Consider the following 24,347-nt stretch of genomic DNA (forward strand, 5'->3'; position numbering starts at 1 on the left):
ACACCGCTCTCTTCACCCAGGCGCTGCTCACCGAGGTCCTTCCCAGCGTCGAGTCGGAGTACAACGTCTCCCACAACCGCGAAGACCGCGCCATCACCGGACTTTCCATGGGCGGCCTCGAATCCCTCGACGTCGGTCTCACCCACCCCGATATGTTCGCCTGGGTTGGCGGCTTCAGCGCCGCGGACCACAACCTCGACTACAAAACGCAGCTAGCCTCGCTCGATCCGAAGACAGCCAACCTGCGGCTTCTGTGGATAGCCTGCGGAACCGGAGACTCCCTCATCTCGGCCAATCGCAGGTTCAGCGCGTGGCTCAAGACGAAGAACATGCCCGTCACCGAGGTCGAAACTCCCGGCCTGCACACCTGGCTGGTCTGGCGCGACAACCTGACCCACTTCACGCCGCTCCTCTTCCAACCAAAGTAACGAATCCTCTTGCAGTCAGCCAAACACGGTGCCCCATGTCCCGATTCGGGGACATGGGCTTCCACCAATCTCCGTGCTATCGCATCCACCTGCTATCCTGAGCCCTCGAAACCACCCGCCCGAGGCACAACCATGCGCTCCATCCTGACCCTCGCCGCCGCTCTCCTCTTCGCCTCTCCCTCCTTCGCGCAGCGCATAGAAGTCACCATCCCGGCCGGTCGACCCCTGACCGGCCACCTTATCCTCGTCATCTCGAAGCAGGGCAGCCCAGAACCGCGCATGCAACTCCAGGAGACCTACACCTCGGCGCAGGCCTTCGGTGTCGATGTCACCTCGCTCCCTCCCAACCAGCCCATCGTCATCGACGACAAGACCATCGGCTATCCGCGCAAGTCGCTCACCGACCTCGACCCCGGCGACTACACCGTTCAGGCCGTCTTCAATGTCTATGAGCAGTTCCACCTCGCCTCGGGCAAGACCGTCTGGTTGCCGCCCGACAAGGGTGAAGGCCAGCACTGGAACCTCAAGCCGGGCAATCCATATAACGCTCCCGTCAAGCTCTACATCGACCCAAAGTCGAACCAGACCCTCAAGCTCACCCTCGATAAGGTCATCCCGCCCACCGCAGGCACCGACCGCGATCCCGCCTTCATTGCCGCCCACGATCCCGGCGCGAAGTGGCTCAAGTACATGCGTTTTCGCAGCGAAAAACTGAGCAAATTCTGGGGTCGCGATATGTACCTCGGTGCATGGGTCCTCCTCCCCGAAGGCTTCGACGCACACCCCGACGCTCACTATCCGCTCATCGTCTATCAGGATCACTTCCACCCCGGCTTTGCCGCGCCCGTCGCCTTTGACACAACCCCACCGGCCGCTGGCAAACACAATCCCCGTTCCTCCGCTGGCTACAAGTTCTTTCAGGACTGGACCTCGGGACGCCTCCCCCGCGTCATCCTCATCTACGTCCAGAGCGCCAACCCCTACTACGACGATTCGTATGACGTAGACTCCGCCAACGTAGGCCCCTACGGCTCCGCCATCAACGAAGAGTTGATTCCCGCCATCGAGAAGAAGTATCGCGGCATCGGCCAGGGCTGGGCGCGCGCTACCTTCGGCGGCAGCACCGGCGGGTGGGAGTCCATCGCCACCCAGGTCTTTTACCCCGACCAGTACAACGGTACCTACACCGCATGCCCCGACCCTGTCGACTTCCATGCCTACCAGAATGTAGACATCTACAACGACCCCAACGCCTTCTTCCGCCATGGCGACTTCGGCGCGGTCCCCATCGCCGCCGACCGCAAGCCCGATGGCTCCATCATTGCTGACACCGGCGACGAGTACCGCTACGAGTACGTCCTCGGCACTCATGGTCGTTCCACCGAGCAGTGGGACATCTGGCAGGCCGTCTTCTCCCCCGCAGGCCCCGATGGTTATCCCAAAGACGTCATCGACCCCATCACCGGCACCATCGACAAATCCACCGTGGCCTACTGGCACGATCACTACGACCTCACCGCCATCCTGCAGCGCGACTGGACCACGCTCGGCCCTAAGCTCGAGGGCAAGCTCCACCTCGCCGTAGGCGACGGAGACACCTACTTCCTCAACAACGCCGTCCACCTGCTCCAGTCCACGCTCGACGACACCCGTAACCCCCACTCCGACGCGACCTTTCAGTATGGCCCTGGCATGCCCCATTGCTACACCGGAGGGCCAACTGAATACACCATGGAGGAGAACCGCGACACCTGGGCGCAGCGCGTCATCCCGCAGATGGTCGAGCACATGCTGAAGACCGCCCCGTCCGGAGCCGACACCAAAAGCTGGCGCTACTAACGCCCGCCGCTTCGACATTGCTATTGCCGCTGCAATTCTTATGTTGTGGCTGTTGCCTCTGGGTACGCCAAGGCTTCAGCCTTGGCCTTCTCAAAAGCACAAGCAATCGGGGCTTTACCCCCTGGGGGATGCTCTCCTCATCAGAGTCGCAAACTCAGGACCATCCATCCGTTCCAAAACTGCAGCTCTTACCCAAAGGAGTTACCCCGTATCTCCCCCGAATGCCGTCCATCTCGCACATAATAGTTGCAGCGCATGGAATCCTTCTTCACACGTTTCAAGAATGTCCTTGTCCTGGTGGCGGTGCTGCTTGCGCAGACCATCGGCCTCGCCATCCAGGTGCGCCGTCCCATCGAATCGGGCGCACCCGACAGCCACGACGTCACCCTGATGCGCTATTGGGTCGTCGCAGGCGTTACCCCTTTTGAGCGGTTCTTCCACTTCATCGGCTTCGACACCCGCGACGCCTGGTCGAACTACGTCAACCTTCGCGACGTCCGCCAGCAGAATCGGGACCTCCAGCAGCAGATCGCCCGTCTCCGCATCGAGCAGGCCGCCTTCGCCGAAGACGCCATCCAGGGTCACCGCCTGCAGGCGCTGCTCGCCTTCCAGCAGCACTACATCGCCTCCACCGTCGCTGCCCAGGTCATAGGCACCAGCGGAAGCGACCTCTCCCACGTCCTCTACATCGACAAGGGAGCGGACTTTCACCTTCGTCCCGACATGGCCGTCATCACCCCGGACGGCATTGTCGGCAAGATCCGCGACGTCTTTCCCCACACATCCCAGGTGCTGCTCATCAGCGATACCACCTCCGGCGCCGGGGTTGTGCTCAGCAGCACGCGCATTCTCGCCATCCTCCATGGCAGCCCCAACGGTCAGGTCCAGATCAACAATCTCACCGCCGACTCCCGCATCAAGCCCGGCGAAACTGTCCTGACCTCGGGCGGCGACCAGATCTTTCCCCGGGGCCTCCCCGTCGGCACCATCGAGTCCATCGCGCCCGATCCCGACCACCAGCCCTACACCGTCATCCGCATAAAGCCCGCAGCCAACCTCTCCCAACTGGAAGAGGTGCTCGTGATTACCGGAACCCAGTCCACGCTGCCGGTCGCGGCGCAAAAGGACCTGGCCATCGGGGCCTCCACCGCCGAACGCCAGGCTGCTGCTGCCGCCATCAAGGCCAAGGCCGCCGCCGATGCCGAGGCCGCCGCCGAAGCTTCGGCCCGCTCCGCCGCAGAGGTCATGGCCGACCGCCTGCCCAGCCTCCCCGCACCGCCTCCCGTTGCTCCCGGCACGACGGCCCCGGCAGCTACAGCGACTCCATCTATCCCCCATCCTTTGCCTACGATTCATCCCGACCGCTATACCCCCGGCGATACGCCACCCGCCGCCGATCTGACCCCCGGGGCGAAGAGCACCTATCGAAGTACGGCTGTCCCAACCCCCGCCTCACCAGACAATACGCCGCGCGACGGACAGCAGAAGTCACCTAAGACTCCCCAAAACAGCAACTCAGCCACGCCGCAAGATTAGCCAAAATGCTCAACCGCAGCTATACATCCCGCCGAGAACTCGAGCAGCACACCTTCTCCCCATTCGTCACGCTGCTGGTGCCGCTGCTGGCGATTCTCGTGCAGGCGTTTGTCCCCAAGCTGATTCCGCGCTTCGCCCTGCTCGATCTTCCGCTGATCGTCGTACTCTTCTTCGCCGTCAGCCGCCGCAGCCCTATCGCCGGAACTCTTACCGGAGCGGTCATCGGTCTGCTCCAGGACGCGCTCACCAACCAGCCCATCGGGGTCAACGGAATGGCCAAGTCGGCCATCGGCTATGTCGCTGCAAGCATTGGGCTGCAGGTCGATGTGGAAAGCCCCCTCACCCGCATCCTCATCACCTTTATCTTCTCCCTGATCAACAGTGTCCTGCTCTTTCTGATCGACCACCGTCTCCTCGGCCTGCCTGACTACCATCTCTTCTGGGGACACGAGCTTATCCGTGCCTTCGCGAATACGGTCATCGCTATCCCCATCTTTTTTCTGCTCGACTACACCAAACGCACCGAATAAGTCAGTCAATACACTGAATCCCTGCACTCCGTCGTCTAAGTTGCAAGCCGTAAACTGAAAGCCGAGCCACATGGAACCAGCACAAAATTCCGACCACACCACGCTGGGTCTCAATGGCAAAGCCGAAAAGCTTCCCGCAGGCAAGCTCCATTCGGCGCAATATATCGTCGCGCTGATCCTCGCCATCCTTATCACCGGGTTGTGGCGTCTTCAGGTTCTCGGAGCGAACAATTTCCGCGCCCTCGCCGATGCCAATCGCATCCGCAAGGTCCCGATTCTCGCGCCCCGGGGCCGCATCTTCGACCGCGATGGCCGTCTTCTCGTCGACAATTATCCCTCCGTCTCCTGTTATCTGCTGCGCGAGCAGATGAAGGACATCAACCTCGATCTTCCGCTGATCTCTCGCGGCCTCAATATTGCCATCGAGCAGATCCAGGCCATCCTGCGCCACTATCAGGCCGCCCCGAAGTACCAGCCCATCCCGCTCAAGCAGGACATCACGCCCGACGAGCAAGCCTTCATCGAGGCCCACCGTAACGAACTCCCCGAACTCGAAACCCTTGACGTGCAGCGCCGCCTCTATCCCCGCGACGGCTTCGCCGCTCACCTGATCGGCTACGTCGGCGAGGTCTCCGAGGAGATGCTCGACAATCCCCGCTACGCCTTCTACGATCCCGGCGACGTGGTTGGCCGGTCAGGCGTGGAGGAGACCTACGACTCCGTCCTGCGCGGCACCGACGGATATAAAGACGTCATCGTGAACAGCCACGGCAAAGAGCTCGGTCATCTCGGCGAAACCCTCGCCATCCCCGGCAAAGACATTCGCCTTACCATCGACCTCGACGTGCAGATGGCCGCCGAAAAGGCGCTCGAAGGAAAGATAGGGGCGATCATCGCGCTCGACCCGCATAACGGCGAGGTGCTGGCGCTGGCCTCGCGCCCCACCTTCGATCCCAACCAGTTCTCCGGACGTCTGACCAAGGCCTATTGGGACCAGATTCTCAATAACCCCGACCACCCGCTGCTCGACAAGGCGACCCAGGCCCAGCTTGCACCGGGCAGCACCTTCAAGATCATCATGTCGGTCGCCGGACTTCAGGAAGGCGTCGCACAGGACATGCACGTCGACTGTCAGGGAGGAGCGACTTTCTATGGTCACTTCTACGGCTGCGACCGGCATCACGGCATGGTCAATATCTACAACGCCATCCCCTACTCCTGCGACACCTTCTTCTACACGCTGGCCAACCGGCTCGGTATCGACACCATCGCGAAGTACGCTACCTCGGTCGGCCTGAGCCAGCGGACCGGCATCGATCTGCCCGACGAGGCCGCGGGGACCATGCCTTCGACCCAATGGAAGCTCCGCACCCAGCATCAACCGTGGTATGCCGGTGAGACCATCTCGGTCGGCATCGGCCAGGGAGCCGTCACCGTCACCCCGGTCCAGCTTGCCCGCGCCCTCGGCGGCATCGCCTCCGGTGGGGTCTTCCATCGCCCCCACGTCGTTTTTCCCGATGAAGTCTCCCAGCAGGACCTTGAGGCCATTCACGAGACATTCCCCGGCTCGGGCGAAAAGACCATCCCTCTTTCGACGGAAAACTGGCAGATCATCACGGATGCCATGGCCAACGTGACCGGCAGCCCAATCGGCACCGCCTACGCCGCGCATCTCGACGGCATCGACTTCGCCGGAAAGACCGGCACGGCCCAGGTCATGAGCCATGACGCGCTGGCACGCTCGGGAGGCGGCCACCGGACCGAGCCCAACGCCTGGTTCGTGGGCATGACTCCCCGACGCAATCCCGACATCGTCGTCGCCGTCCTGTGGGAGCACGGCAACTGGGGTAACAACTCGGCCAGGCTCGCCGCGCAGGTGATCGACGCCTTCGTCAACAAACAGCGCAAGCATGCGGGAAATATTCGCGAGGTGGCGACTGTGCCTGCTGTCCCTAAGCCGGATGCGGCGACTCCAGCGGCTCCCGCCGCGGTTCTTCCTCCAGCGGCCGAGTAGTTCGCTTGAACCATTTCCAAACATCACGCCAGAAATGTATGGTGGTTAGTGCGTGTAATGGCTTACATTCAGAGGTTACTAATGAAATTGAAGTTGTCCCTGGCTTTCGTCCTTCTGCCTTCCTTCGTCTTCGCCCAGCAGCGCGCTCCTGATACACCGCTCATCACCCACAATCCCTACTTCAGCATCTGGTCGAACACCGACAACCTCACCGACTCCAACACCACCCACTGGACCGGCGCGCCCCAGCCCATCAGCGGACTGGCGCGCATCGACGGCAAAGCTTACCGCTTCATGGGCCGCGATCCTCGCGACGTCCCCGCGATGGAGCAGGTCGCGCGTTCCATCACGCCGACCCACACTTTTTACGAGTTCAAGCAGGCAGGTGTTGACCTGCATCTGGCCTTCTTCACGCCCACCATCCTCAGCGACCTCGATATCCTCTCCCGCCCTGTCACCTATCTCACCTGGACGGCGCGGTCGACCGACGGCGCGTCGCACGACGTCTCCGTTCTGCTTGACGTCGATCCCATCATTGCCGTGAACGATCCCTCCGAGCAGGTGGTCTACACCCGCAACCAGACCGCGACCGGCAATGTTCTCTCCGTAGGCTCACGCGACCAGAACGTCCTCAACCGCTCCGGCGACAATCTCCGCATCGACTGGGGCTACTTCCATCTGGTCGTCCCCAAGGACGAGCAGGCCACCACCGCCATCGCCGCGCGTGCCCGCCACGACTTCGCCACCACCGGACAGCTTCCCGCTGCCGACGACATGGACATGCCCATGCGCGCAGACCGCAACGGCGCCCACCTCGACGCTGTGCTCGCCTTCGGCAAGGTCGCAGCGGAGCCGGTCAGCCGCCATCTTCTCGTCTCGTATACGCAGAACTACGAGATTCAGTATCTCCAGCGCAATCTTCGCGCCTACTGGCAGCGCAACAACGAGCCGGTCTCGCAGATGCTCGATGAGGCCGAGCAGCAGTACAACTCGCTCGAGGCCCGCGGCACTGCGCTCGACAAGGAACTGACCGCAGACCTTACCAAAGCCGGTGGCGAGCACTATGCCGCTATCGCCATCCTCGCCTATCGTCAGGCGATGGCCGCCCACGGTCTGGTCGCGGACGCCGACGGCTCGCCCTACCTCTTCGCCAAAGAGAACTTCTCTAACGGAGATATCGCTACCGTCGATGTTCTCTATCCCTCCGCTCCCTTCTTCCTCTTCTTTAATCCCAAACTGCTCGAAGCCCAGATCTCGCCCGTCCTGAAATACGCGGCGCTGCCCAACCGCTGGAAGTTCCCCTTCGCTCCGCACGATCTCGGCCAGTATCCATTGGCCAATGGACAGGAGTACGGCGGCGGCGAGAAGACCGAAGAAGACCAGATGCCGGTCGAAGAGAGCGGCAACCTGCTTATCCTCGTCGATGCCGTCTCACGCGCCGAAGGCAACACCGCGCTGGCGGAGCAATATTGGCCACAGCTCACGAAGTGGGCCGAGTACCTCAAGGCAAACGGTCTCGATCCTGAGAATCAGCTCACCACCGACGACTTTGCCGGTCACGTAGCCCACAACTCGAACCTCTCCATCAAGGCCATCGACGGCCTCGCCGCCTACGCCAACCTGGCCCATCTGCTCAAGAAGGAGTCGATAGCCCGCGAGTATCAGGCCACCGCCAAGGACTACGCAGGCAAGTGGATCACGATGGCCAAAGAGGGCGATCACTACAAGCTGGCCTTCAACAGCCCCAACACCTGGAGCCAGAAGTACAACCTCGTGTGGGATGAACTGCTCGGCTACAACCTCTTTCCCAAATCGGTACGCGACAGTGAGATTGCCTTCTACCAGACCAAGATCAATCAGTACGGCCTGCCGCTCGACAGCCGCGCCGACTACACCAAGCTCGACTGGGAGCTGTGGACGGCAACGCTCGCCGACACCCCTGCCGCGTTCAACGCCATCGTAGATCCCATCTATAAGTGGACGAACGAGACCCCGAGCCGGGTTCCGCTCACCGACTGGTACGACACCAAGACCGGCAAGCAGGTCGGCTTTCAGGCCCGCAGCGTTGTCGGCGGTGTCTTTATCAAGGCACTGGCTGACAAGTCGCTGACGGAGAAGTGGCGCGCCAAGGCAGCGGCGCACCAGTAACCTGATTCGGCATCAATACAAACCCAACGGCGGCGCATTTGTCCGGCTAAGATAGTAGCCAGCACATGCGCCGCCTCTCTTCTTTCCGCGATTTTGACTGGGTACTGCTCGGCTTCGTCCTTGTGCTGTCCGTCATCTCCGTCCTCGAGATTAAATCGGCGACCTTGCACACCAAATTCCACGGCTTCGATCACAAGCAGATCGGCTTTCTCGCCACCGGTCTCGTGCTCATGTTCCTGATCTCGCTGATCGATTACCACCGCCTCCTCGACATCGTTCACTGGGCCTACGGCATCAGCATCGTGGCGCTGCTGGCTGTGCTCGCCTTCGGCACCAAGGTCCTCGGTGGACGCCGCTGGATCAAATTCCCCGGCGGCATCCACTTTCAGCCGTCGGAGTGGGTCAAGCTGGTCCTGATCCTCGCCATCGCCCGCTATTTCTGGGGCCTCGCGGGCAGGGAACTGACCTGGACCGACATTGCCAAGGCCTTCGCCATGGTCTGCATTCCCATGCTCATGGTGCTCAAGCAGCCGGACCTTGGTACTTCGCTGACGTATCTTCCCATCCTCGTCTGCGGCCTCTTCCTGGGAGGAATGCGCTTCAAGCAGGCAGCCATCATCCTGCTGGTCGTTGCCCTGCTGGGCGTGGGCGCGTGGAAGAGCGGCAAGCACCTCAAGCCGTATCAGCAGGCCCGCATCAACGCCTTCCTTAACCCAGATACCGACCCTCGTGGCTCCGGCTACCAGATCCGCCAGTCGCTCATTGCCGTCGGATCGGGCGGCATCTGGGGCAAGGGGGCCAACAAGGGAACGCAGACGCAGGGCGATTTTCTGCCGATTCCTTACACCGACTTCATCTTCGCCGCCTTCTGCGAGGAGCATGGCTTCATCGGCGCGCTCGGCGTGCTGCTGTTATACTTTCTTATATTGATGCGTTTGATTCAGAACGCTCAAACAGCTTCAGATCTGCCCGGCACCTTCATCATCATGGGGGTCGTCGCCGTCATCATCTTTCAGATTGCGGTCAACATAGGCATGGTGGTCGGTCTGATGCCGGTCACGGGAATTCCCCTTCCGCTGATGAGTTATGGCGGATCGTCGATTCTGTTCACCTTCCTCGCGCTTGGCATTGTCATGAACATTCGCATGCGCCGGTTCGTGAACTAGTTCGGGAATCGGTTACAATTTCCCGGACTCAAAGAAGCACCCATCTCCGCACTTGCAGCAGATTTGGTGCAATACTATTGGCAGTACCTGTTCGGCCAGATGCCGGACAGCACGATAACCCGCTCCCTTTGGCGCAAGGCGCCGGCAGCGGAAACAAGATTTTTAGAAGTTGTTTAAAGATCTTTATAGAATTTTTAGAAGAAAAGGCCGGCCAGGCGAGAGTACGATCGATTCCGTTGGCCGGACAGGTTTCAGGGAAATGATTGCATCCGGATGGCAAACGGCCCCGCCTCAGGTTTCAGACCTTGAGGTTGTTTTGGTCACAAACTCCGCATGTTCGCTTTTGTTCGAAGCATCCCCTCGTGTCATCGATCTCCATCGTGCCGCCCCACCCGCGTCGTTTGAAAGCGCGGTTGCGGCAGAGTTGTTTACGCATCTCGCACCCGCATTTGATCGTCGTTCACGCGCTTCTGCATCCCGCATCCTGTCCGTACCCACGGTGAGCTGCACCTAAGCTCCCGATCTCGCTCTCTGCCTCGTCTGCCGCTCGTATCCCTTAGGGGGCGGGCAGAAAGAGTAAGAGAATGTCGAAAGAAATTTATATCTCCAGCACGCCGCACGAGACGCGGCTCGCCATCGTCGAAAATGACGATCTCACCGAAATTTATTACGAGCGCGAGAACGAGTACACCCTCGCCGGTTCCATCTACAACGGACGCGTCACCCGCGTCCTGCCGGGCATGCAGTCCAGCTTTGTGGACATCGGTCTCGAACGCGACGCCTTCCTTTACATCACCGATTTCATGGAAGAAGCCGGCGACACTGCCGACTTCGACACCAGCGGCGACCACTCCCGCAGCGACAACCGCCGCGGCGGCAACCGCGAGACGCCTGTCACTCTTGAAGGCACACCTGTCGCTCCCGCCGCTCCCGCTGAAGAGTCCGGCAACCGCTCCGAGCGTGGAGGTCGCGACCGTGGCCGTGGCCGCAACGACCGCCGCCGAGGCAATCGCGACCGCCAGCCCAGCCCGGAAAACCCTTCGCCCGCCGAAAATACTGAGGCTCCCATGGATCTCGACCAGGAGAGCGACTTCGGCCCGCATCCGGACACCCTCTCCGCCGAACCCCGCGACAATGGCGAGATCGGTGAAGGCGCTCCCGGTGCCGATGGAAGCCGCCGTTGGCGTGGCCGTCGTGGCCGCCGCCGCAGCCGCCCCGGTCAGCGTGATACCGTCGCATCGCCCGTCAGCTCCGACGCGCAGCCGGAGTTTGCCGCTCCCGCGAATCCCGAGGAGCAGGATGAGGACCAGTACGACTCCGACCTTGATCTCGAAGGCGCAGCCGAACAGGCCGCTCCCCGCAACTCTGCCCCGATTCCTGCCGCTTATCCCGCACCCGAAGCGGCACCGGAGAGCACTGAGCGAAACGACCGCCATGACCGCAACGACCGTGGTGGACGCAGCGACCGCGGAGGCCGCAATGACCGTGGCGGACGTGACCGCGACCGTGGCCGCCGAGCCCCACGCGGCTTCGCCCCCAGGACCTCGCTCTACGGCGTAGACGACACTCCGAACCACGGGTCTGCGTCTGCTGAGGCAGATGGTTCCACCCCCGAGCCCATCGTGCTTCCGGGCGAGTCGCTCTCGAAGTACCGCAAGGACGGCGACCCCCAGTCGGAAGCGCCTAAAGCTGCTGAGCCAACCATCGTTCTCTCTTCAGCGCCTGGCTACGAAGTTCCTGCGGGCTGGGATGGCGGAGCCACGCTCCCTGGCGAGACACTCTCCCGCCACCGCCGTTCGGAATCGCGTGAATCGCGCCAGGAGCCGCGCGCGGAACATCGCCTCGACTCTCAGGCCAGTCTTCGCAACGATCACATTGAGCCGCAAACCGTAGCCCACGAAGCGGTTGAGGCCCAGCCCGTCGAACAAGCAGCCGCACCCGCGCACGAGGCTGTTCCAACCGAGTACGAGCCCACCGAGGCCTCTGCCTCCTACCGCGTCGATCCGGTCGCTCCCAGCGAGTTCCGCCAGAGCGCGCCCGTAGTGGAAGAGCCAGCCGAGCAAGTAGTTGAGCACGCGGAAGAGCCCGCAGTGCATGAGATCACCGCCATCCACGCCACCGGCGAGATGGAGACCGAAGCTCCGGTCGGGGCTTTTGCGCCGGAACAGGTCATCGAGCCAGCCTCCCCGATTCAGCATGAGACCGTCATCGCCAATCACATCGAGAACGTCGTCGAAGACGGCATTGAGCCTGCTCATCATCACTTCGCTCCCGGCGCAGGCGAACTTGAAGAAGAGGTCATCGACGACGAGGACTACGCAACCACCCTTCAGGCCAGCTCGTTCGAAGAGATCGATGACTTCGGCGAAGAGGAGACACTTGAAGGCGCTGCCGACCTCGGCACCATGATCCGCGAGATGTCGATCGACGAGATCACCAGCTCCGGCAACAGTCTCGCCGAAGAGGACGACCTCGAAGAATTGGAAGAAGAGGACTCCTTCGACGACGGCACCCACGAATACGAAGAAGACCTCGAAGATTCTGATTCTGAAGATGAGTCGGAAGACGAAGACCTCCACGAGGAGTCCGCCGAAGACGGCGAAGTCTCCGCAAACGGCTCCGAGCAGTCTCAGACAGCAACCCCCGGCTACGAGCGTCCCCGCGAGGGCGAGCGCAAGAGCAGCCGCCGCGATGGTGGCCGCCGTGACGGACGCCGTGGCGAGCGTGGCCGTGGCGACCGCCCCCGCTACACCGGCGGCGCGGGCGACCGCGAGCGTAGTGGAGGCCGTGACCGGCGCGGAGGACGCAACTCCATGCAGACGACCAATCTCCCCGCCATCAGTGAGCTGCTGAAGCCGGGCCAGGAAGTTCTCGTCCAGATCGCCAAGGAACCCATCGCCAAGAAGGGCGCGCGCATTACCTCGCACATCGCCCTCCCCGGCCGCTTCCTGGTCTTCATGCCGACCGTCAACCACACCGGCGTCTCCCGCAAGATCGAGTCCGACGGCGAGCGTCGCCGCCTGAAAGAAATTCTCCTCAGCGAAAAGGGTGAGGCCTCCGGCGGCTTCATTGTTCGCACTGCCGCCTCAGGTGCCAGCGAAGAAGAACTCCGCAGCGACCTCCGCTTCCTGCTCAACCTCTGGGCCGACATCAAGCAGCGCTCCGAGTCTTCGAAGTCGCCAGCCCTCATCTACCACGATCTGAACCTCGTCGAGCGCATCCTCCGCGATCAGGTCACTGACAACTTCTCCGCCATCTGGGTCGACACCGAGACCGAGTACGAACGCGTCCTGCGCTTCCTGCAGCGCTTCCAGCCGTCGCTCATCCGGCGCGTCAAGCTCTACACCAAGGAGACCCCGCTCTTCGAGCAGTTCGGCATCACCGAAGAGATCAACAAGGCCCTGCGCTCGAAGGTATGGCTGAAGTCCGGCGGCTCGATCGTCATCAACCAGACCGAGGCGCTGGTCGCCATCGACATCAACACGGGCAAGTTTGTCGGCAAGACCGCCCGTCTCGAAGACACCATCGTCAAAACGAACCTCGATGCCATCCCCGAGATCGTCCGCCAGATCCGTCTGCGCGACCTTGGCGGCATCATCATCATCGACTTCATCGACATGGACGAGCGCAAGAACCGCAACAAGGTCATGGCCGCCCTCGAAGAAGAGCTGAAGAGCGACCGCGCCCCTTCTAAGGTGCTTCAATTCAATGACTTCGGCCTGGTCGCCATCACCCGCAAGCGGGTCAAGCAGTCGCTCGAGCGCACGCTCTCCACCACCTGCAACGTCTGCGTGGGAACCGGCATGGTCAAATCGCCGGTCACCGTATGCAACGACATCTACGTCGAGATGCGCAAGATGCAGAAGCACCTCGACCGCGGCGACATTATGCTCCGCGTCCACCCCGACGTCGTCAAGCAGCTCAAGTCCAGCACCAAGTGGCTGCAGGAGATGGAAGAGATGGTCGGCAAGACAATCCTCGTCAAATCCGACCCCAGCCTGCACCCCGAGCAGTTCGACATCCACTAAAGCGTTCGGTTGTACCTAAACCTACGGGCATCCTGTACTAACAGGATGCCCGCATCCATCATTTGTCATCCAAAACCAATTTTTAAGCGTCCTACACAACAAGAGCACGTCAGCCGGGTTGAAGTACTTACGAAGAACTCGCAGAACCAGCAGCATTCGCAGAATTAAGGGAGCCTTAAAGATGCACATGATGACCAGCAAAAATCGCCTTTCTACCCTTTTCCTTCGCACCGTGGCCCTCGGCGTCTTTACCGCCGCCGCCACGCTCGGCCTCGAGGCCCAGCCCGCGCCTGCCGCCGCCGCACCGGCACAGCCTGCCCTCAATCTTCAGGCCAGCCTGATGACGCCGCTTGATCTCGCTTCGTCGAGTTCCAGTTCCAGCTCAAGTTCCTCGGACTCTGACGCTTCGGCATCGTCGCGCTTCGACATGAGCCCCGAAGCAGCGATGCAGCCTCCGCCGCGCCGCCACTATCGCCGCCCTAACTACAGCGACAGCCACACCAACCCCGACGGCTCCAACAGATACACCTTCATGGTTGGTGGCGGCTTTGTGATGCCCACCGGCGGCACGCACAACTACGCCTCTCCCGGCTGGAAGTTTCAGGTAGGCGGCGGACGCAACTTCAACAAGACCCTCGGTGTCCTGGTTCAGTTCGACTACGACAAGATGGGCATCCAGACCAAGACCCTCAACAACCAGCTTGCCCTCTATAATAACCTCGGCGCTACCGATCAGAATGGAAACCAGCTCAGCCAACTCAACGGCTACATTCATGATTGGTCCTTTTCGCTGGACCCCATCGTCAACTATTACACCTCGGATACCTGGGGTGCCTACGTTACCGGCGGCGTCGGCTTCTATCATAAGGCCACTGTGTTCACCATCCCCGGTGTCGGAACTTACTGCGATCCGTACTATGGCTGCTATCAGTACCAGGCCGACCAGCCCATCGACAAGTACACCAGCAACGCCTTTGGCGTGAATGGTGGCTTCGGCTTTACCTATAAGCTCTCCCGCTGGTCCGGCGCCCGCCTCTATGGTGAGGCACGCTACGTCTGGACCGACAATCAGCCCCGCCCTTACGACGTCAGCGGAAAGACCGCCTACTTCAATGCTTTCCCGCAGGCCAGCGCCCGGACGACCTACATCCCGGTCACTTTCGGTATTCGTTTCTAACTGGCGGACACACCGAACACAGCAAAGGCCCGGCGATTGAGTCGGGCCTTGTTGCGTCTTCTATGCTGAGCTAAAGCTACTCCATTTGCATTAACTCAATGAGGCTGGCTATGGATCGATAGCTGCTTCCTCTCAGGTGCGGCTTCCTTTTGGTTGTCATTCCCGAAGGGAATCTGCGTTTTGCTGGAATCGCCAAAACTACATTAAGAGAAGAAGCTCACCAGGTCTCTGGGTACGCCAGGGCTTTAGACCTGGCTCTCTCTGGGAAGACTAAACCCGGGGTTTGAGCCTCTGGGGTATGCTCTCTGGTCCGAGCCGCAATTCAACCGCTCAGAGGCAATCTCCGATAAATTGAATGCTCCGCGATCAGCTCTTTACCCTCTATATCCCGATAGGATAAGGCTTCTCGTGCATCTCCTGCCCGGCATTCCCGCTGCGTTCAAATCGCCCTTGCAGCAGGCTCAGCAGGCCGGTGTACCAGTATCCGAACACGAACAGCAGCAGAAACGGCACCGTGAAGAAGTTCTCCGTCGACACCGCGTACCAGACCGTCCACGCAAAGTAGGCTCCCAGCGCCAGCTCGATCCACGGCACAATGCCCAGCCGCTTGCGGTACACCTTGGCCTGCGACTTCTCGCCCTTTTTGAGCACCTTGTACTTTGGAGTCCGCGCAAACGCGCTCTTCACCCCGAAAAGCGCTTCCATGACGGCCTTGGTGTTGGTGATGGTCAGCCCGATGCCGCCCAGCGCCAGCAGAAACGGCACATAGAAGATGCGCTTATGCCACTGCTTGGGGAACAGCTCCTTCTGGCTCACCAGATAGAAGGTCGAGACCGACATGGTGCTCGCCATAAACAGCGGAAAGTCGATCAGCATCATCTGCAGGTAGCCCTGCCAGCTGCGGATGATCATCGCGGGCATCAGCAGCACGCTCAGCACGATCATCAGCGGATAGCTGATGTTCGCCGTCAGGTGATACCACGCCTCCAGCTTGGTGTGCCACGGCGCATCGCTCTTCATTACCTGCGGCAGAATCTTCTTCGCCGTCTGAATCAGGCCTTTCGCCCAACGCGCCTGCTGGGTCTTGAAGGCGGTCATCTCAATCGGCAGCTCGGCGGGGCACTCCACATCCTGCAGATATTTGAACTTCCACCCGACCAGCTGTGCCCGATAGCTCAGGTCGGTATCCTCGGTCAGGGTATCGTGCTGCCATCCGCCCGCCTCGCTGATGGTCTGCCGCCGCCACATGCCAGCCGTGCCGTTGAAGTTGAAGAAGACGCCCGACCGGCTGCGCCCGCCATGCTCCAGCACAAAGTGCCCATCCAGCAGAATCGCCTCGACCTGCGTCAAAAAGCTGTAGTTCCGGTTCAGGTGCGTCCATCGCGTCTGCACCATGCCGATCCCCGGCTCGGCAAAGTGATGCACCACCTGCATGATCCACTGCGGCGGAGGCACAAAGTCCGCATCGAAGATCGCGACCAGCTCGCCCTTGGCAACGTCCAGCCCCTTATCGAGAGCGCCAGCTTTATATCCATGCCGGTTGGTCCGGTGCAGATACACAATCGGCTGAGGCGGCATCCCCATCGCCCCCGAGGCATAGCGCTCCACCATCTCCCGGGCGACCGTTATTGTCTCATCGGTCGAGTCGTCCAGCACCTGAATCTCGAACCGGTCGCGCGGATAGTCGAGCTGGCATACCGCTTCCATCAGCCGGTCGATCACGAACTGTTCATTGAAGATCGGCAGCTGCACCGTGATGAACGGCAGCTCGCCCTCGGCAAACCGCGCCGGCGGCTCATCCCATTTCGGAGCGTTCTTTTTGTTCTTGTAATAGAGCCAGACCAGTTGATACCGGTGAATTCCATAGAACGCCAGGATCACCATCACGATGAAGTAGGGAATCAACAGGCACGTATCGAACGTGTTCCACCGGTACAGGTGTTCGAACGTCTTGTCGGCGTAGTGCGTCTTCAAATAGTGCCCAAAGCCATGCGGAGCCACCAGCATAGCGAGCGTAGACGGGATCGATTGAAAGAAAGAAAACAGGAGGCTGCTCCGGCAAAAGGTTACTCTATTGAACCGATTCTACGCGAATCCGGCCCCCGGACAGAATGGCATCTTCGGCAATCTCCCGCAGTTGGCAGACATCGCACGCTTAAGTTAACTGCGGCGATTCCCGCCGCGACATGAGGAAAACTCTCCTTCCGATAGCCCTAGACTCGAATTCAGCCGCGCCGGGATAAACGCCGGAAAAGCTATGGAGACATTTGGATGAAGCCTTTGATCGCTGCTCTCTTTGTTGTGTTTGCGTTCACCAGCCTGAACGCGCAAAAGCCCGTCTGGCAGCCATCGCAGGGGCATACGCAGATGCCGATCTGGCCCGGTGCCGCCCCTGATCCTCAGCCGGTTGCGGGGCCGGAGTACGCCGAAACGGTCGGCAAGAAGGATTTCGTCGCCGGAAGGCCGTGGGTTGCGGTCGAGAACGTGACGCGGCCTACGATGACCATCTATTCGCCCAAGGGAAAAAATACCGGTGCCGCGGTGGTCGTGTTTCCGGGCGGCGGCTATCAGATTCTCGCCATCGATCTTGAAGGCTCAGAGGTCTGCGACTGGCTGACGGCCAAGGGCGTCACCTGTGTTCTGTTGAAGTATCGCGTGACGGATGTGGGGTCTTATCCCAAATCGGGCCCGTATCCGGAGTCGCCGATGGCGCTTGAAGATGCGCAGAGAACACTGCGGCTGGTACGTTTCCACGCGGCCGAATGGCACATCGATCCGCATAAGATCGGCGTGCTGGGATTTTCCGCAGGCGGCCATCTGGTGGCAGCGACCAGTACGCTTTATACGAAGCGCTTGTATCCGCCTGTGGATGCCGCCGACAAGGAGAGCTGCCGCCCGGACTTTGCCGTGGCCGTCTATCCGGGGCATCTGTCGCTTTCTGCGGCAGAGTGGGACGCTAAGCAAGGCACTAAAAAGTTTACGGTTCCTCACCCGGAGCATGCCGATAAAAACCTCTCCTTGAATCCCGAGGTTCCCATCACCGGCCAGACGCCGCCTACGTTCCTGCTGCAAAATGAAGACGATCACGTCGACGGTGTGTGGCAAGCGCTGGCGTACTACATCGCGCTGAAGAACGCTGGCGTTCCCGTGGAGATGCACTTGTATGCGCACGGCGGCCATGCGTTTGGGCTGCGGCGCACCAAGCTTCCGGCGACGGCATGGCCTCAACTGGTAGATACGTGGCTGGCAACGATCGGCATGACTCCGCAGTAGGCAACTAGCCCAGAAACATCGTTCGATAGAGCGTGTCCCGCTGCACCGGCTTGAACCCCGCGCCGCGAATCACCCGGCGCAGATCCTCCTCAGTGGTGTCGTCGATCCCATCCAGCAGCACCGAACCCACGTCGTTCGCGCCAAACCGCAGCCCCATCTGCAACACCTTCAACCCCTGTGTCTCCAGATCGGCCTGCACATTCTCAATGTTGTCCAGAACCATGCGTGAGATCGCCAGCGTCTTCACATACTCGACGGCCGTGGCTTCCTCGAAGCCACTGACGCTTGCCTTGCGCGGCTGAAAGCTCACCGGGACAAACGCGATAAATCCGCCGATCTCCTCCTGCAGTTGCCGCACCACCTCAAGATGGTTCAGCCGTTGCTCGAAGCTCTCGCCCACGCCAAAGGTCATCCCGGCAGTCGTCCGCATCCCCAACTCATGCGCTGCACGATGCACCGAAACCCAGTCCGCCACCGTTCCCTTGCCGCGAGCGCCCTCCTGCTGCACGGCGTCATCGAGAATCCCAGCATCGTCTCCCGGAATGGACCCCAGCCCCGCATCCCGCAGCCGCGAGATCGTATCCCGCACCGCCAGTCCCGAAGCCTGGGCAATCGTCAGAATCTCACTCGCCGAAAGACAGTGCAGCCAGACAGCAGGGAACTGCTCCCGTACCCCGGCAAACAGCCGTTCATAGCCGTCGATCTTGTGCTCGCCCCCGGCGGCGCCACGCAGCGTAACGCCAGTACCGCCGCGCTCCACTGTCTGGCGAATCTGCTCGCAGATGGCTTCAAACGGTGCTGCCGCGCAGTCGATCCTGCGCTCGATGGCATAGCTGGCCACGCCTTCGGGATGCAGCCCTCGCCGCACCGCCTCGGCTTCCATCCCAATTCCAATTAAATCGTCGCTGTTGAAGCAATCCAGAGCTTGTTCCCGGCTAATCCCCATACTCAGATTCTACGATGGGGACCTACAGCGTACACACAAGCCGCGTACCTACCGGCGCATCAGCAGAACAATCACCGCCACCAGCAGCACCACGATCAGCGAAACTCCCACCTTTACCCACCGGCCCAGAGCCACCACCTGCAACTCCAACGCAGTCACCCGTTCTAATGCCGCCCCCATCCGTTTTACCTCGGCGGAGACCTCGCCAAGCTGTGTGCTCTGCTCCTGCAATTTCTGATACAGCCCGGCGTGGGCCTTCGTCACCTGTCCCAGATCGCCGCGCACTCCCTCGGCCATCGCCGCCATGGCTGCCTCGGTGGCTTTCTCAGACGCCGTCCGCGACGAAAAATATTTATCCGCCATCGGCACCAGACGCGTGATGTGCGGAAGCAGCTCGAACAACTGCGCAAGCAATTTAGGCCACATAGATCTCCTCTACTTCTGCCATGCCACTCTTCCGCCGCGCCGCCGATACGCCAGCCACCCGATCGTCAGCACCAGAATCGTGGTCATGATGCCCCACGACCACACACAGTAGATGCACCACTTCTCCATCACGAACGCTTCGAGGTAGCTCAGAAACGAGGCGCACATAAATCCCAGTTGTGCTGTCTCAAACACCAGCCACCACCGCTCCATCAGCGCCAGCAGAGCAATCAGGCCATAGCCCACAATCCCTATCGTCGCCACCGGAATATGAAATTTGCCCGGGGCCTCGTCAAACGTCTTCGCGGGAAACACCGCAAACCGGCTATGGTTCACCGAGCCGCAGTCCCAATGCTCGCTTACCGCGCACGGAGGAGCCTTCGCCGGGTCCATATTATGGATCCGCAGTCCCATCACACTTACCGCCAAGCCCACTAACGCCAGCAACGCCACCAGATATTTCATTGCTCGATTCTACTTTGCTCTTTGTCCAAATCGGCAAGGAAAGAGTGCAGAGCCTTTCCCGCGCTGTAACGTCACTCAGTTATGCTGGATCACGCTTGCCGGAGAGCAAGTGCAGCGTTCGCTCCGCGCGGCCGACCTCAAGAACCGTTCGCCGCAATCAATGAATCCACAAACTGGTGTCGCTTCTTTTGTGACATCGAAAGGAACGATTGATGAAAGAAAAGTCGCCGCTTGTTTCGACTCCAGCTAAATTCAGCCGCCGCCAGCTTCTGAAAGATGGCTCCCGTTTAGCCGCCGCCGCAGCCGCTACAACGCTGATGCCGCCGAACCTGCAGCGTGCGCTGGCGATGGGCAGGCCAAGGAACAGCTCGCTGCGCGATATCAAACACGTCGTGATGTTGATGCAGGAAAATCGCTCCTTCGATCATTACTTTGGAACTCTGCCCGGAGTCAGGGGATTCAGCGACCCCAACGCATTGCAACTCTCCACCGGCAAGTCCGTCTTCTACCAGCCCGACGTCGTCAATCCCGACGGATACACGCTGCCGTTTCACCTCAACACCCGTTCCACCAGCGCTCAGAAGATTCCCTCCACCAGCCACGCCTGGGCGGTGCAGCACGAAGCATGGAACGGCGGACGCATGGACCAGTGGCTCCAGGCCCATCGCGCAGCCGACGGCCTCCACGGCCCCTACTGCATGGGCTACTACACCCGCGAAGACATCCCGTTTCAGTTCGCGCTGGCCGAGGCATTTACCATCTGCGATGCCTATCACTGCTCGATCCTCGGGCCAACCTGGCCCAACCGGATGTATTGGATGACGGGCATGATCGACCCCGAAGGACGTCATGGCGGTCCCATCATCAACAACACTTTTCCCACGGGCGGATACACCTGGACGACGTACCCCGAGCGGTTGGAGAAGGCGGGCATCAGCTGGAAGGTCTACCAGCAAAAGGACAACTACGGCTGCAATCTGCTCGAGACCTTCAAGGTCTTCATGGATGCACCTGTCGGTTCGCCGCTGCACAACAAGGCCATGGTGCGCGGCGCCGAAGGCCAGTTTGAGTACGATGCCATCAATGACAAGCTTCCCGCCGTCTCATGGATTATTCCGACCAGCTTTCAATCCGAGCATCCGGACTATATGCCGGCCGATGGAGCGGCGTTTGTCGCCAGCAAGATCGATGCCGTCGCGGCCAATCCCGACGTCTGGGCAAAGACCGCCTTCATCCTCAACTACGACGAGAACGACGGCATCTTCGATCACGTCGTCCCTCCCACGCCTCCGGCAGGCACGCCGCTCGAGTTTATCGGCGGACTCCCCATCGGCGCAGGCTTTCGTGTGCCCTGCATCCTCATCTCGCCGTGGACCACCGGCGGCAGAGTGTGCAGCGAGCTCTTCGACCACACCTCGGTGCTTCGTTTTCTGGAGCACTTCACCGGCGTGCGCGAGGACAACATCAGTCCCTGGCGCAGAAGTACCTTTGGTGATCTCACCGGGGCATTCCGCTTCGACCACGCCGACAAGCAATCTCCCCCATTGCCGGACACAGCCACCGAACTCAGTCTGGCGAAGTACGGAGCGTCCTCGTTGCCCAAACCGGTTCTGCCCGGAGCCAATCAGCGATTTCCCACTCAGGAAAAAAAGTAGTTGTGAAGCTCAATCTTTCGCGGAGCGCTTGACGCCAGCCTCCGCACCAGTTCTCCGTGAAAGATACTTCGCCAGCCGTTTTTTCATCACAGCCACCGCATCGTCGCTCTCGTCCACCATCACGAACTCGCGCCCATGCTTCGCAGCGGCCTCGCCAGTAGTCCCGCTCCCGGCAAAAAAGTCCAGCACCTTGTCTCCCGGATTCGAGTGCACCTTCACGATCCGCTCCATCACTCCCAGCGGCTTCTGGGTCGCGTAGCCGGTCTTCTCCTTGCCGGTCGGCGAAACGATGGTGTGCCACCAGACGTCGGTAGGCGTCTTCCCCCGTGCGGCCTTCTTCGCGCCCACCAGGCCGGGGGCCATATACGGAATCCGGTCGCACTCCTCCAGATTGAACGTGTACCGTTCGGGGTCCTTCGTGTACCAGAGGATATTGTCGTGCTTGGCGGGCCAACGCTTCTTCGCCCGCGCCCCATAGTCATACGCCCAGATGATCTCGTTCTGAAAGGACTGCCGCCCGAAGATCTCGTCCAGCATCACCTTGCAGTAATGAACCTCGCGGTAGTCGATATGGAAGAAGAGCGACCCCGTCGCCGACAGTACACGATAGGCCTGCTCCAGCCGGGGCCGCAGAAATCCCAGAAAATCGTCGAACTGGTCGCTGTACCCCGCCCCCCCGGCCTGCACCTTCAGCACCTCGGTCCGGTACCGCCTCCCGCCAAAGCCCACACGGTCCCCAGTCGCATCCCGCACCGTCTTCATCTGCGTCCGGGCCTGCCGTTTCCCTGTATTAAAGGGGGGATCGATGTAGATCAACGGCACCGAGCCCGCCTTCATCCGGCGCAAAACTTCGAGATTGTCACCCTGCACGATCCGGTTCATCCGTTACTTGCCTCAGCCCCTAAATTAACTCAGCCTTTGCCTTCTTCGCTCGACCGTGTATCTTTTTGTGCAAAAGATATTCACTTCAACCTGTGTCGGCAAATCAACTCATCCACGCGATGTTGTCTCACCGGGGCCTTGTCCGCCGCGGCAACGAGGACACCTGCGCCGTCTGCGCCGAGGCAGGGGCCTTCGTCGTCTGCGACGGCATGGGCGGAGCAGCCGCCGGAGAGGTAGCCAGCCGTCTGGCCGCAGAGACCTTCCTGAGCCATCTCCGTTCGTCACGCGACAATAGCAACGGGAATGGCAATGGCAGTAGCAATGGCAATGGCAATGGCGATCACGACAGCCCGCCGGCGCGTCTCTGCGGGGCCATCCTTGCCGCCAACCAGGTCGTCTACCAGCACTCCCGCCAATCCTCAAAGTTCTCCGGCATGGGTACCACGCTGGTCGCGCTGCTCGCTCCCGTGCCGGAGACGGCCGCCTCCGTCTGGCTCGCCCATGTCGGCGACAGTCGCTGCTACCGCTTCCGCTACGGCCACCTGCAACAGCTCACCCACGACCACTCCCTCGTCGAAGAGCAGCTTCGCGCCGGGCAGATCACCCCCGCGCAGGCGGCGATCTCGCCCATGCGCAACCTCATCACCCGAGCCATCGGCTCCCGCCCCAGCGTCGAGCCGGAGATCCAACGGCACCATCTCCAGCCTCGCGATCTTTATCTGCTCGCCTCCGACGGCCTGACCCACGACGTGACGGACAGCGAAATCGCGGCCATCCTCGCCGCCATTCCGGCTCCTCTCACCCAGGCCGCGCTCAGCCAGGCCTGCGAAGACCTCATCACCGCCGCCAACCGCAACGGCGGCCACGACAACACCACCGTCCTGCTGGCTGCTCTCACTTAGCCAACTGCTACACTTCAGCGTCAGATAAGAAGTGACTATGCGGCTAATCCAAACCATCGCAGTCCTCGGCGCAGGAACCATGGGCAACGGCATCGCCCACGTCTGCGCTCGCTCCGGCTTCAGCGTCCTGCTCTGCGACCTCCAGCAATCCTTCCTCGACCGCGGCCTGGCCACCATCGAAAAAAACCTCGCCCGCGAGGTCAGCAAACAAAAGCTGACCCGGCAGCAGGCAGCCGAAGCCCTCTCCCGCATTACCCTCACCACCGACCGCGAAGCCCTCAGCGCCTGCACCCTCGCCATCGAGGCCGCCACAGAAAAATTCGAGATCAAGTCCGCCCTCTTCCGCGACCTCGACCGCATCCTCCCCGCCGAAGCCATCCTCGCCTCGAATACCAGCTCCATCTCCATCACCAAGCTGGCTGCGCAGACCAGCCGCCCCGCGCAGGTCATCGGCATGCACTTCTTCAACCCCGTCCCGGTGATGCCTCTGGTCGAGGTCATCCGCGGCCTCCAGACCTCGCAGCCGACCTTCGACACCGTGAAGTCGCTCGCCGAAGCCCTCGGCAAAACCCCCATCGAGGTCAACGACGCCGCAGGCTTCGTCTCCAACCGCGTCCTTATGCCGCTCATCAACGAGGCCATCTTCACCGTGATGGAAGGCGTAGCCACGCCTACCGCCGTCGATCAGGTCTTCGTCCTGGGCATGGCGCACCCGATGGGGCCGCTCACGCTGGCCGACTTCATCGGCCTCGACGTCTGCCTCGACATCATGCGCGTCCTGCACGAAGCGTTGGGCGACCCCAAGTACCGCCCCTGCCCTCTCCTCATCCGCATGGTCGACGCGGGCTGGCTGGGCCGCAAATCCGGCCGTGGCTTCTATACCTATCCCAAATAAAATTCGGTAATAGAACGCCCTCATGCCTTCCTCATAG

18 protein-coding genes are annotated in these 24,347 nt (G+C 61.0%); 13 read left to right on the plus strand and 5 right to left on the minus strand.

The features are described 5' to 3' along the window. The 9 genes from VMU57_RS14735 to VMU57_RS14775 all read left to right on the plus strand — a co-directional run. Positions 1 to 428: alpha/beta hydrolase (locus VMU57_RS14735; RefSeq protein ID WP_325384717.1), on the plus strand; the 428-nt coding region annotated here is incomplete at its 5' end. 132 nt (positions 429 to 560) lie between these two features. After that, positions 561 to 2,267 carry an alpha/beta hydrolase-fold protein gene (locus tag VMU57_RS14740; protein ID WP_325384719.1) on the plus strand — a complete coding sequence of 569 codons (1,707 nt, stop codon included), beginning with the start codon at positions 561 to 563 and terminating at the stop codon, positions 2,265 to 2,267. Positions 2,268 to 2,522: 255 nt separating this feature from the next. Continuing rightward, entirely contained in the window at positions 2,523 to 3,803 is a 1,281-nt protein-coding gene (gene mreC, locus VMU57_RS14745) for a rod shape-determining protein MreC (RefSeq protein ID WP_325384721.1), read from the plus strand. Between the two features lie 5 nt (positions 3,804 to 3,808). Further along, positions 3,809 to 4,333 (plus strand): rod shape-determining protein MreD, encoded by a 525-nt coding sequence (gene mreD / locus VMU57_RS14750; RefSeq protein ID WP_325384723.1) that lies wholly within the window; start codon positions 3,809 to 3,811, stop codon positions 4,331 to 4,333. A gap of 70 nt (positions 4,334 to 4,403) precedes the next feature. Next, on the plus strand, positions 4,404 to 6,347 hold the full coding sequence (gene mrdA / locus VMU57_RS14755; RefSeq protein WP_325384725.1) for a penicillin-binding protein 2: 1,944 nt from the start codon (positions 4,404 to 4,406) through the stop codon (positions 6,345 to 6,347). An 81-nt stretch (positions 6,348 to 6,428) separates the two neighbouring features. After that, a complete protein-coding gene (locus VMU57_RS14760; protein WP_325384727.1) occupies positions 6,429 to 8,495 on the plus strand; it encodes a glutaminase family protein in 2,067 nt (688 codons plus the stop codon). A 65-nt stretch (positions 8,496 to 8,560) separates the two neighbouring features. Continuing rightward, positions 8,561 to 9,661 carry a rod shape-determining protein RodA gene (gene rodA / locus VMU57_RS14765; protein ID WP_325384730.1) on the plus strand — a complete coding sequence of 367 codons (1,101 nt, stop codon included), beginning with the start codon at positions 8,561 to 8,563 and terminating at the stop codon, positions 9,659 to 9,661. 584 nt (positions 9,662 to 10,245) lie between these two features. Next, positions 10,246 to 13,689: an Rne/Rng family ribonuclease gene (locus VMU57_RS14770; protein WP_325384732.1), complete on the plus strand. Its 3,444-nt coding sequence runs from the start codon at positions 10,246 to 10,248 to the stop codon at positions 13,687 to 13,689. Positions 13,690 to 13,876: 187 nt separating this feature from the next. Continuing rightward, complete coding sequence (locus VMU57_RS14775) at positions 13,877 to 14,866, plus strand: hypothetical protein (protein WP_325384734.1); 990 nt, start codon at positions 13,877 to 13,879, stop codon at positions 14,864 to 14,866. Between the two features lie 381 nt (positions 14,867 to 15,247). On the opposite strand, the gene VMU57_RS14780 is transcribed toward VMU57_RS14775, so the two are convergent. After that, entirely contained in the window at positions 15,248 to 16,873 is a 1,626-nt protein-coding gene (locus VMU57_RS14780) for a cellulose synthase family protein (protein ID WP_325384736.1), read from the minus strand. Between the two features lie 264 nt (positions 16,874 to 17,137). Between VMU57_RS14780 and VMU57_RS14785 the strand changes: the two genes are divergently transcribed. Next, positions 17,138 to 18,139, plus strand: a complete 1,002-nt coding sequence (locus tag VMU57_RS14785; RefSeq protein ID WP_325384738.1) for an alpha/beta hydrolase — start codon at positions 17,138 to 17,140, stop codon at positions 18,137 to 18,139. Between the two features lie 4 nt (positions 18,140 to 18,143). Here the strand turns inward: VMU57_RS14785 and VMU57_RS14790 are convergent, their stop codons facing one another. The 3 genes from VMU57_RS14790 to VMU57_RS14800 are packed head-to-tail and all read right to left on the minus strand — an operon-like array spanning position 18,144 to position 19,976. Continuing rightward, entirely contained in the window at positions 18,144 to 19,085 is a 942-nt protein-coding gene (locus VMU57_RS14790; protein ID WP_325384740.1) for a dehypoxanthine futalosine cyclase, read from the minus strand. A 48-nt stretch (positions 19,086 to 19,133) separates the two neighbouring features. Then, complete coding sequence (locus VMU57_RS14795) at positions 19,134 to 19,511, minus strand: hypothetical protein (protein WP_325384742.1); 378 nt, start codon at positions 19,509 to 19,511, stop codon at positions 19,134 to 19,136. A gap of 9 nt (positions 19,512 to 19,520) precedes the next feature. Beyond that, positions 19,521 to 19,976: a vitamin K epoxide reductase family protein gene (locus VMU57_RS14800; protein WP_325384744.1), complete on the minus strand. Its 456-nt coding sequence runs from the start codon at positions 19,974 to 19,976 to the stop codon at positions 19,521 to 19,523. A gap of 212 nt (positions 19,977 to 20,188) precedes the next feature. Here VMU57_RS14800 and VMU57_RS14805 point away from each other — a divergent pair, with 212 nt between their 5' ends. Then, positions 20,189 to 21,631: an alkaline phosphatase family protein gene (locus tag VMU57_RS14805; RefSeq protein WP_325384746.1), complete on the plus strand. Its 1,443-nt coding sequence runs from the start codon at positions 20,189 to 20,191 to the stop codon at positions 21,629 to 21,631. Positions 21,632 to 21,640: 9 nt separating this feature from the next. Here VMU57_RS14805 and VMU57_RS14810 read toward each other — a convergent pair whose 3' ends face one another. Then, positions 21,641 to 22,513, minus strand: a complete 873-nt coding sequence (locus VMU57_RS14810; RefSeq protein WP_325384748.1) for a site-specific DNA-methyltransferase — start codon at positions 22,511 to 22,513, stop codon at positions 21,641 to 21,643. Between the two features lie 92 nt (positions 22,514 to 22,605). Here VMU57_RS14810 and VMU57_RS14815 point away from each other — a divergent pair, with 92 nt between their 5' ends. Both VMU57_RS14815 and VMU57_RS14820 read left to right on the plus strand, forming a co-directional pair. Further along, positions 22,606 to 23,415 (plus strand): PP2C family serine/threonine-protein phosphatase, encoded by an 810-nt coding sequence (locus VMU57_RS14815; protein ID WP_325384750.1) that lies wholly within the window; start codon positions 22,606 to 22,608, stop codon positions 23,413 to 23,415. A gap of 37 nt (positions 23,416 to 23,452) precedes the next feature. After that, on the plus strand, positions 23,453 to 24,310 hold the full coding sequence (locus VMU57_RS14820; protein WP_325384752.1) for a 3-hydroxybutyryl-CoA dehydrogenase: 858 nt from the start codon (positions 23,453 to 23,455) through the stop codon (positions 24,308 to 24,310). Positions 24,311 to 24,347 lie beyond the last annotated feature (37 nt).

This window comes from Edaphobacter sp. (assembly GCF_035532915.1).
Classification (GTDB): domain Bacteria; phylum Acidobacteriota; class Terriglobia; order Terriglobales; family Acidobacteriaceae; genus Edaphobacter.

Coding starts and splice junctions, on each gene's coding strand:
- mreC (WP_325384721.1), top strand. CDS start 2,523: ATGGAATCCTTCTTCACACGTTTCAAGAATGTCCTTGTCCTGGTGGCG.
- VMU57_RS14805 (WP_325384746.1), top strand. CDS start 20,189: ATGAAAGAAAAGTCGCCGCTTGTTTCGACTCCAGCTAAATTCAGCCGC.
- VMU57_RS14810 (WP_325384748.1), bottom strand. CDS start 22,513: ATGAACCGGATCGTGCAGGGTGACAATCTCGAAGTTTTGCGCCGGATG.
- VMU57_RS14780 (WP_325384736.1), bottom strand. CDS start 16,873: ATGCTGGTGGCTCCGCATGGCTTTGGGCACTATTTGAAGACGCACTAC.
- VMU57_RS14790 (WP_325384740.1), bottom strand. CDS start 19,085: ATGGGGATTAGCCGGGAACAAGCTCTGGATTGCTTCAACAGCGACGAT.
- rodA (WP_325384730.1), top strand. CDS start 8,561: ATGCGCCGCCTCTCTTCTTTCCGCGATTTTGACTGGGTACTGCTCGGC.
- VMU57_RS14800 (WP_325384744.1), bottom strand. CDS start 19,976: ATGAAATATCTGGTGGCGTTGCTGGCGTTAGTGGGCTTGGCGGTAAGT.
- VMU57_RS14785 (WP_325384738.1), top strand. CDS start 17,138: ATGAAGCCTTTGATCGCTGCTCTCTTTGTTGTGTTTGCGTTCACCAGC.
- mreD (WP_325384723.1), top strand. CDS start 3,809: ATGCTCAACCGCAGCTATACATCCCGCCGAGAACTCGAGCAGCACACC.
- mrdA (WP_325384725.1), top strand. CDS start 4,404: ATGGAACCAGCACAAAATTCCGACCACACCACGCTGGGTCTCAATGGC.
- VMU57_RS14775 (WP_325384734.1), top strand. CDS start 13,877: ATGATGACCAGCAAAAATCGCCTTTCTACCCTTTTCCTTCGCACCGTG.
- VMU57_RS14760 (WP_325384727.1), top strand. CDS start 6,429: ATGAAATTGAAGTTGTCCCTGGCTTTCGTCCTTCTGCCTTCCTTCGTC.
- VMU57_RS14820 (WP_325384752.1), top strand. CDS start 23,453: ATGCGGCTAATCCAAACCATCGCAGTCCTCGGCGCAGGAACCATGGGC.
- VMU57_RS14770 (WP_325384732.1), top strand. CDS start 10,246: ATGTCGAAAGAAATTTATATCTCCAGCACGCCGCACGAGACGCGGCTC.
- VMU57_RS14740 (WP_325384719.1), top strand. CDS start 561: ATGCGCTCCATCCTGACCCTCGCCGCCGCTCTCCTCTTCGCCTCTCCC.
- VMU57_RS14795 (WP_325384742.1), bottom strand. CDS start 19,511: ATGTGGCCTAAATTGCTTGCGCAGTTGTTCGAGCTGCTTCCGCACATC.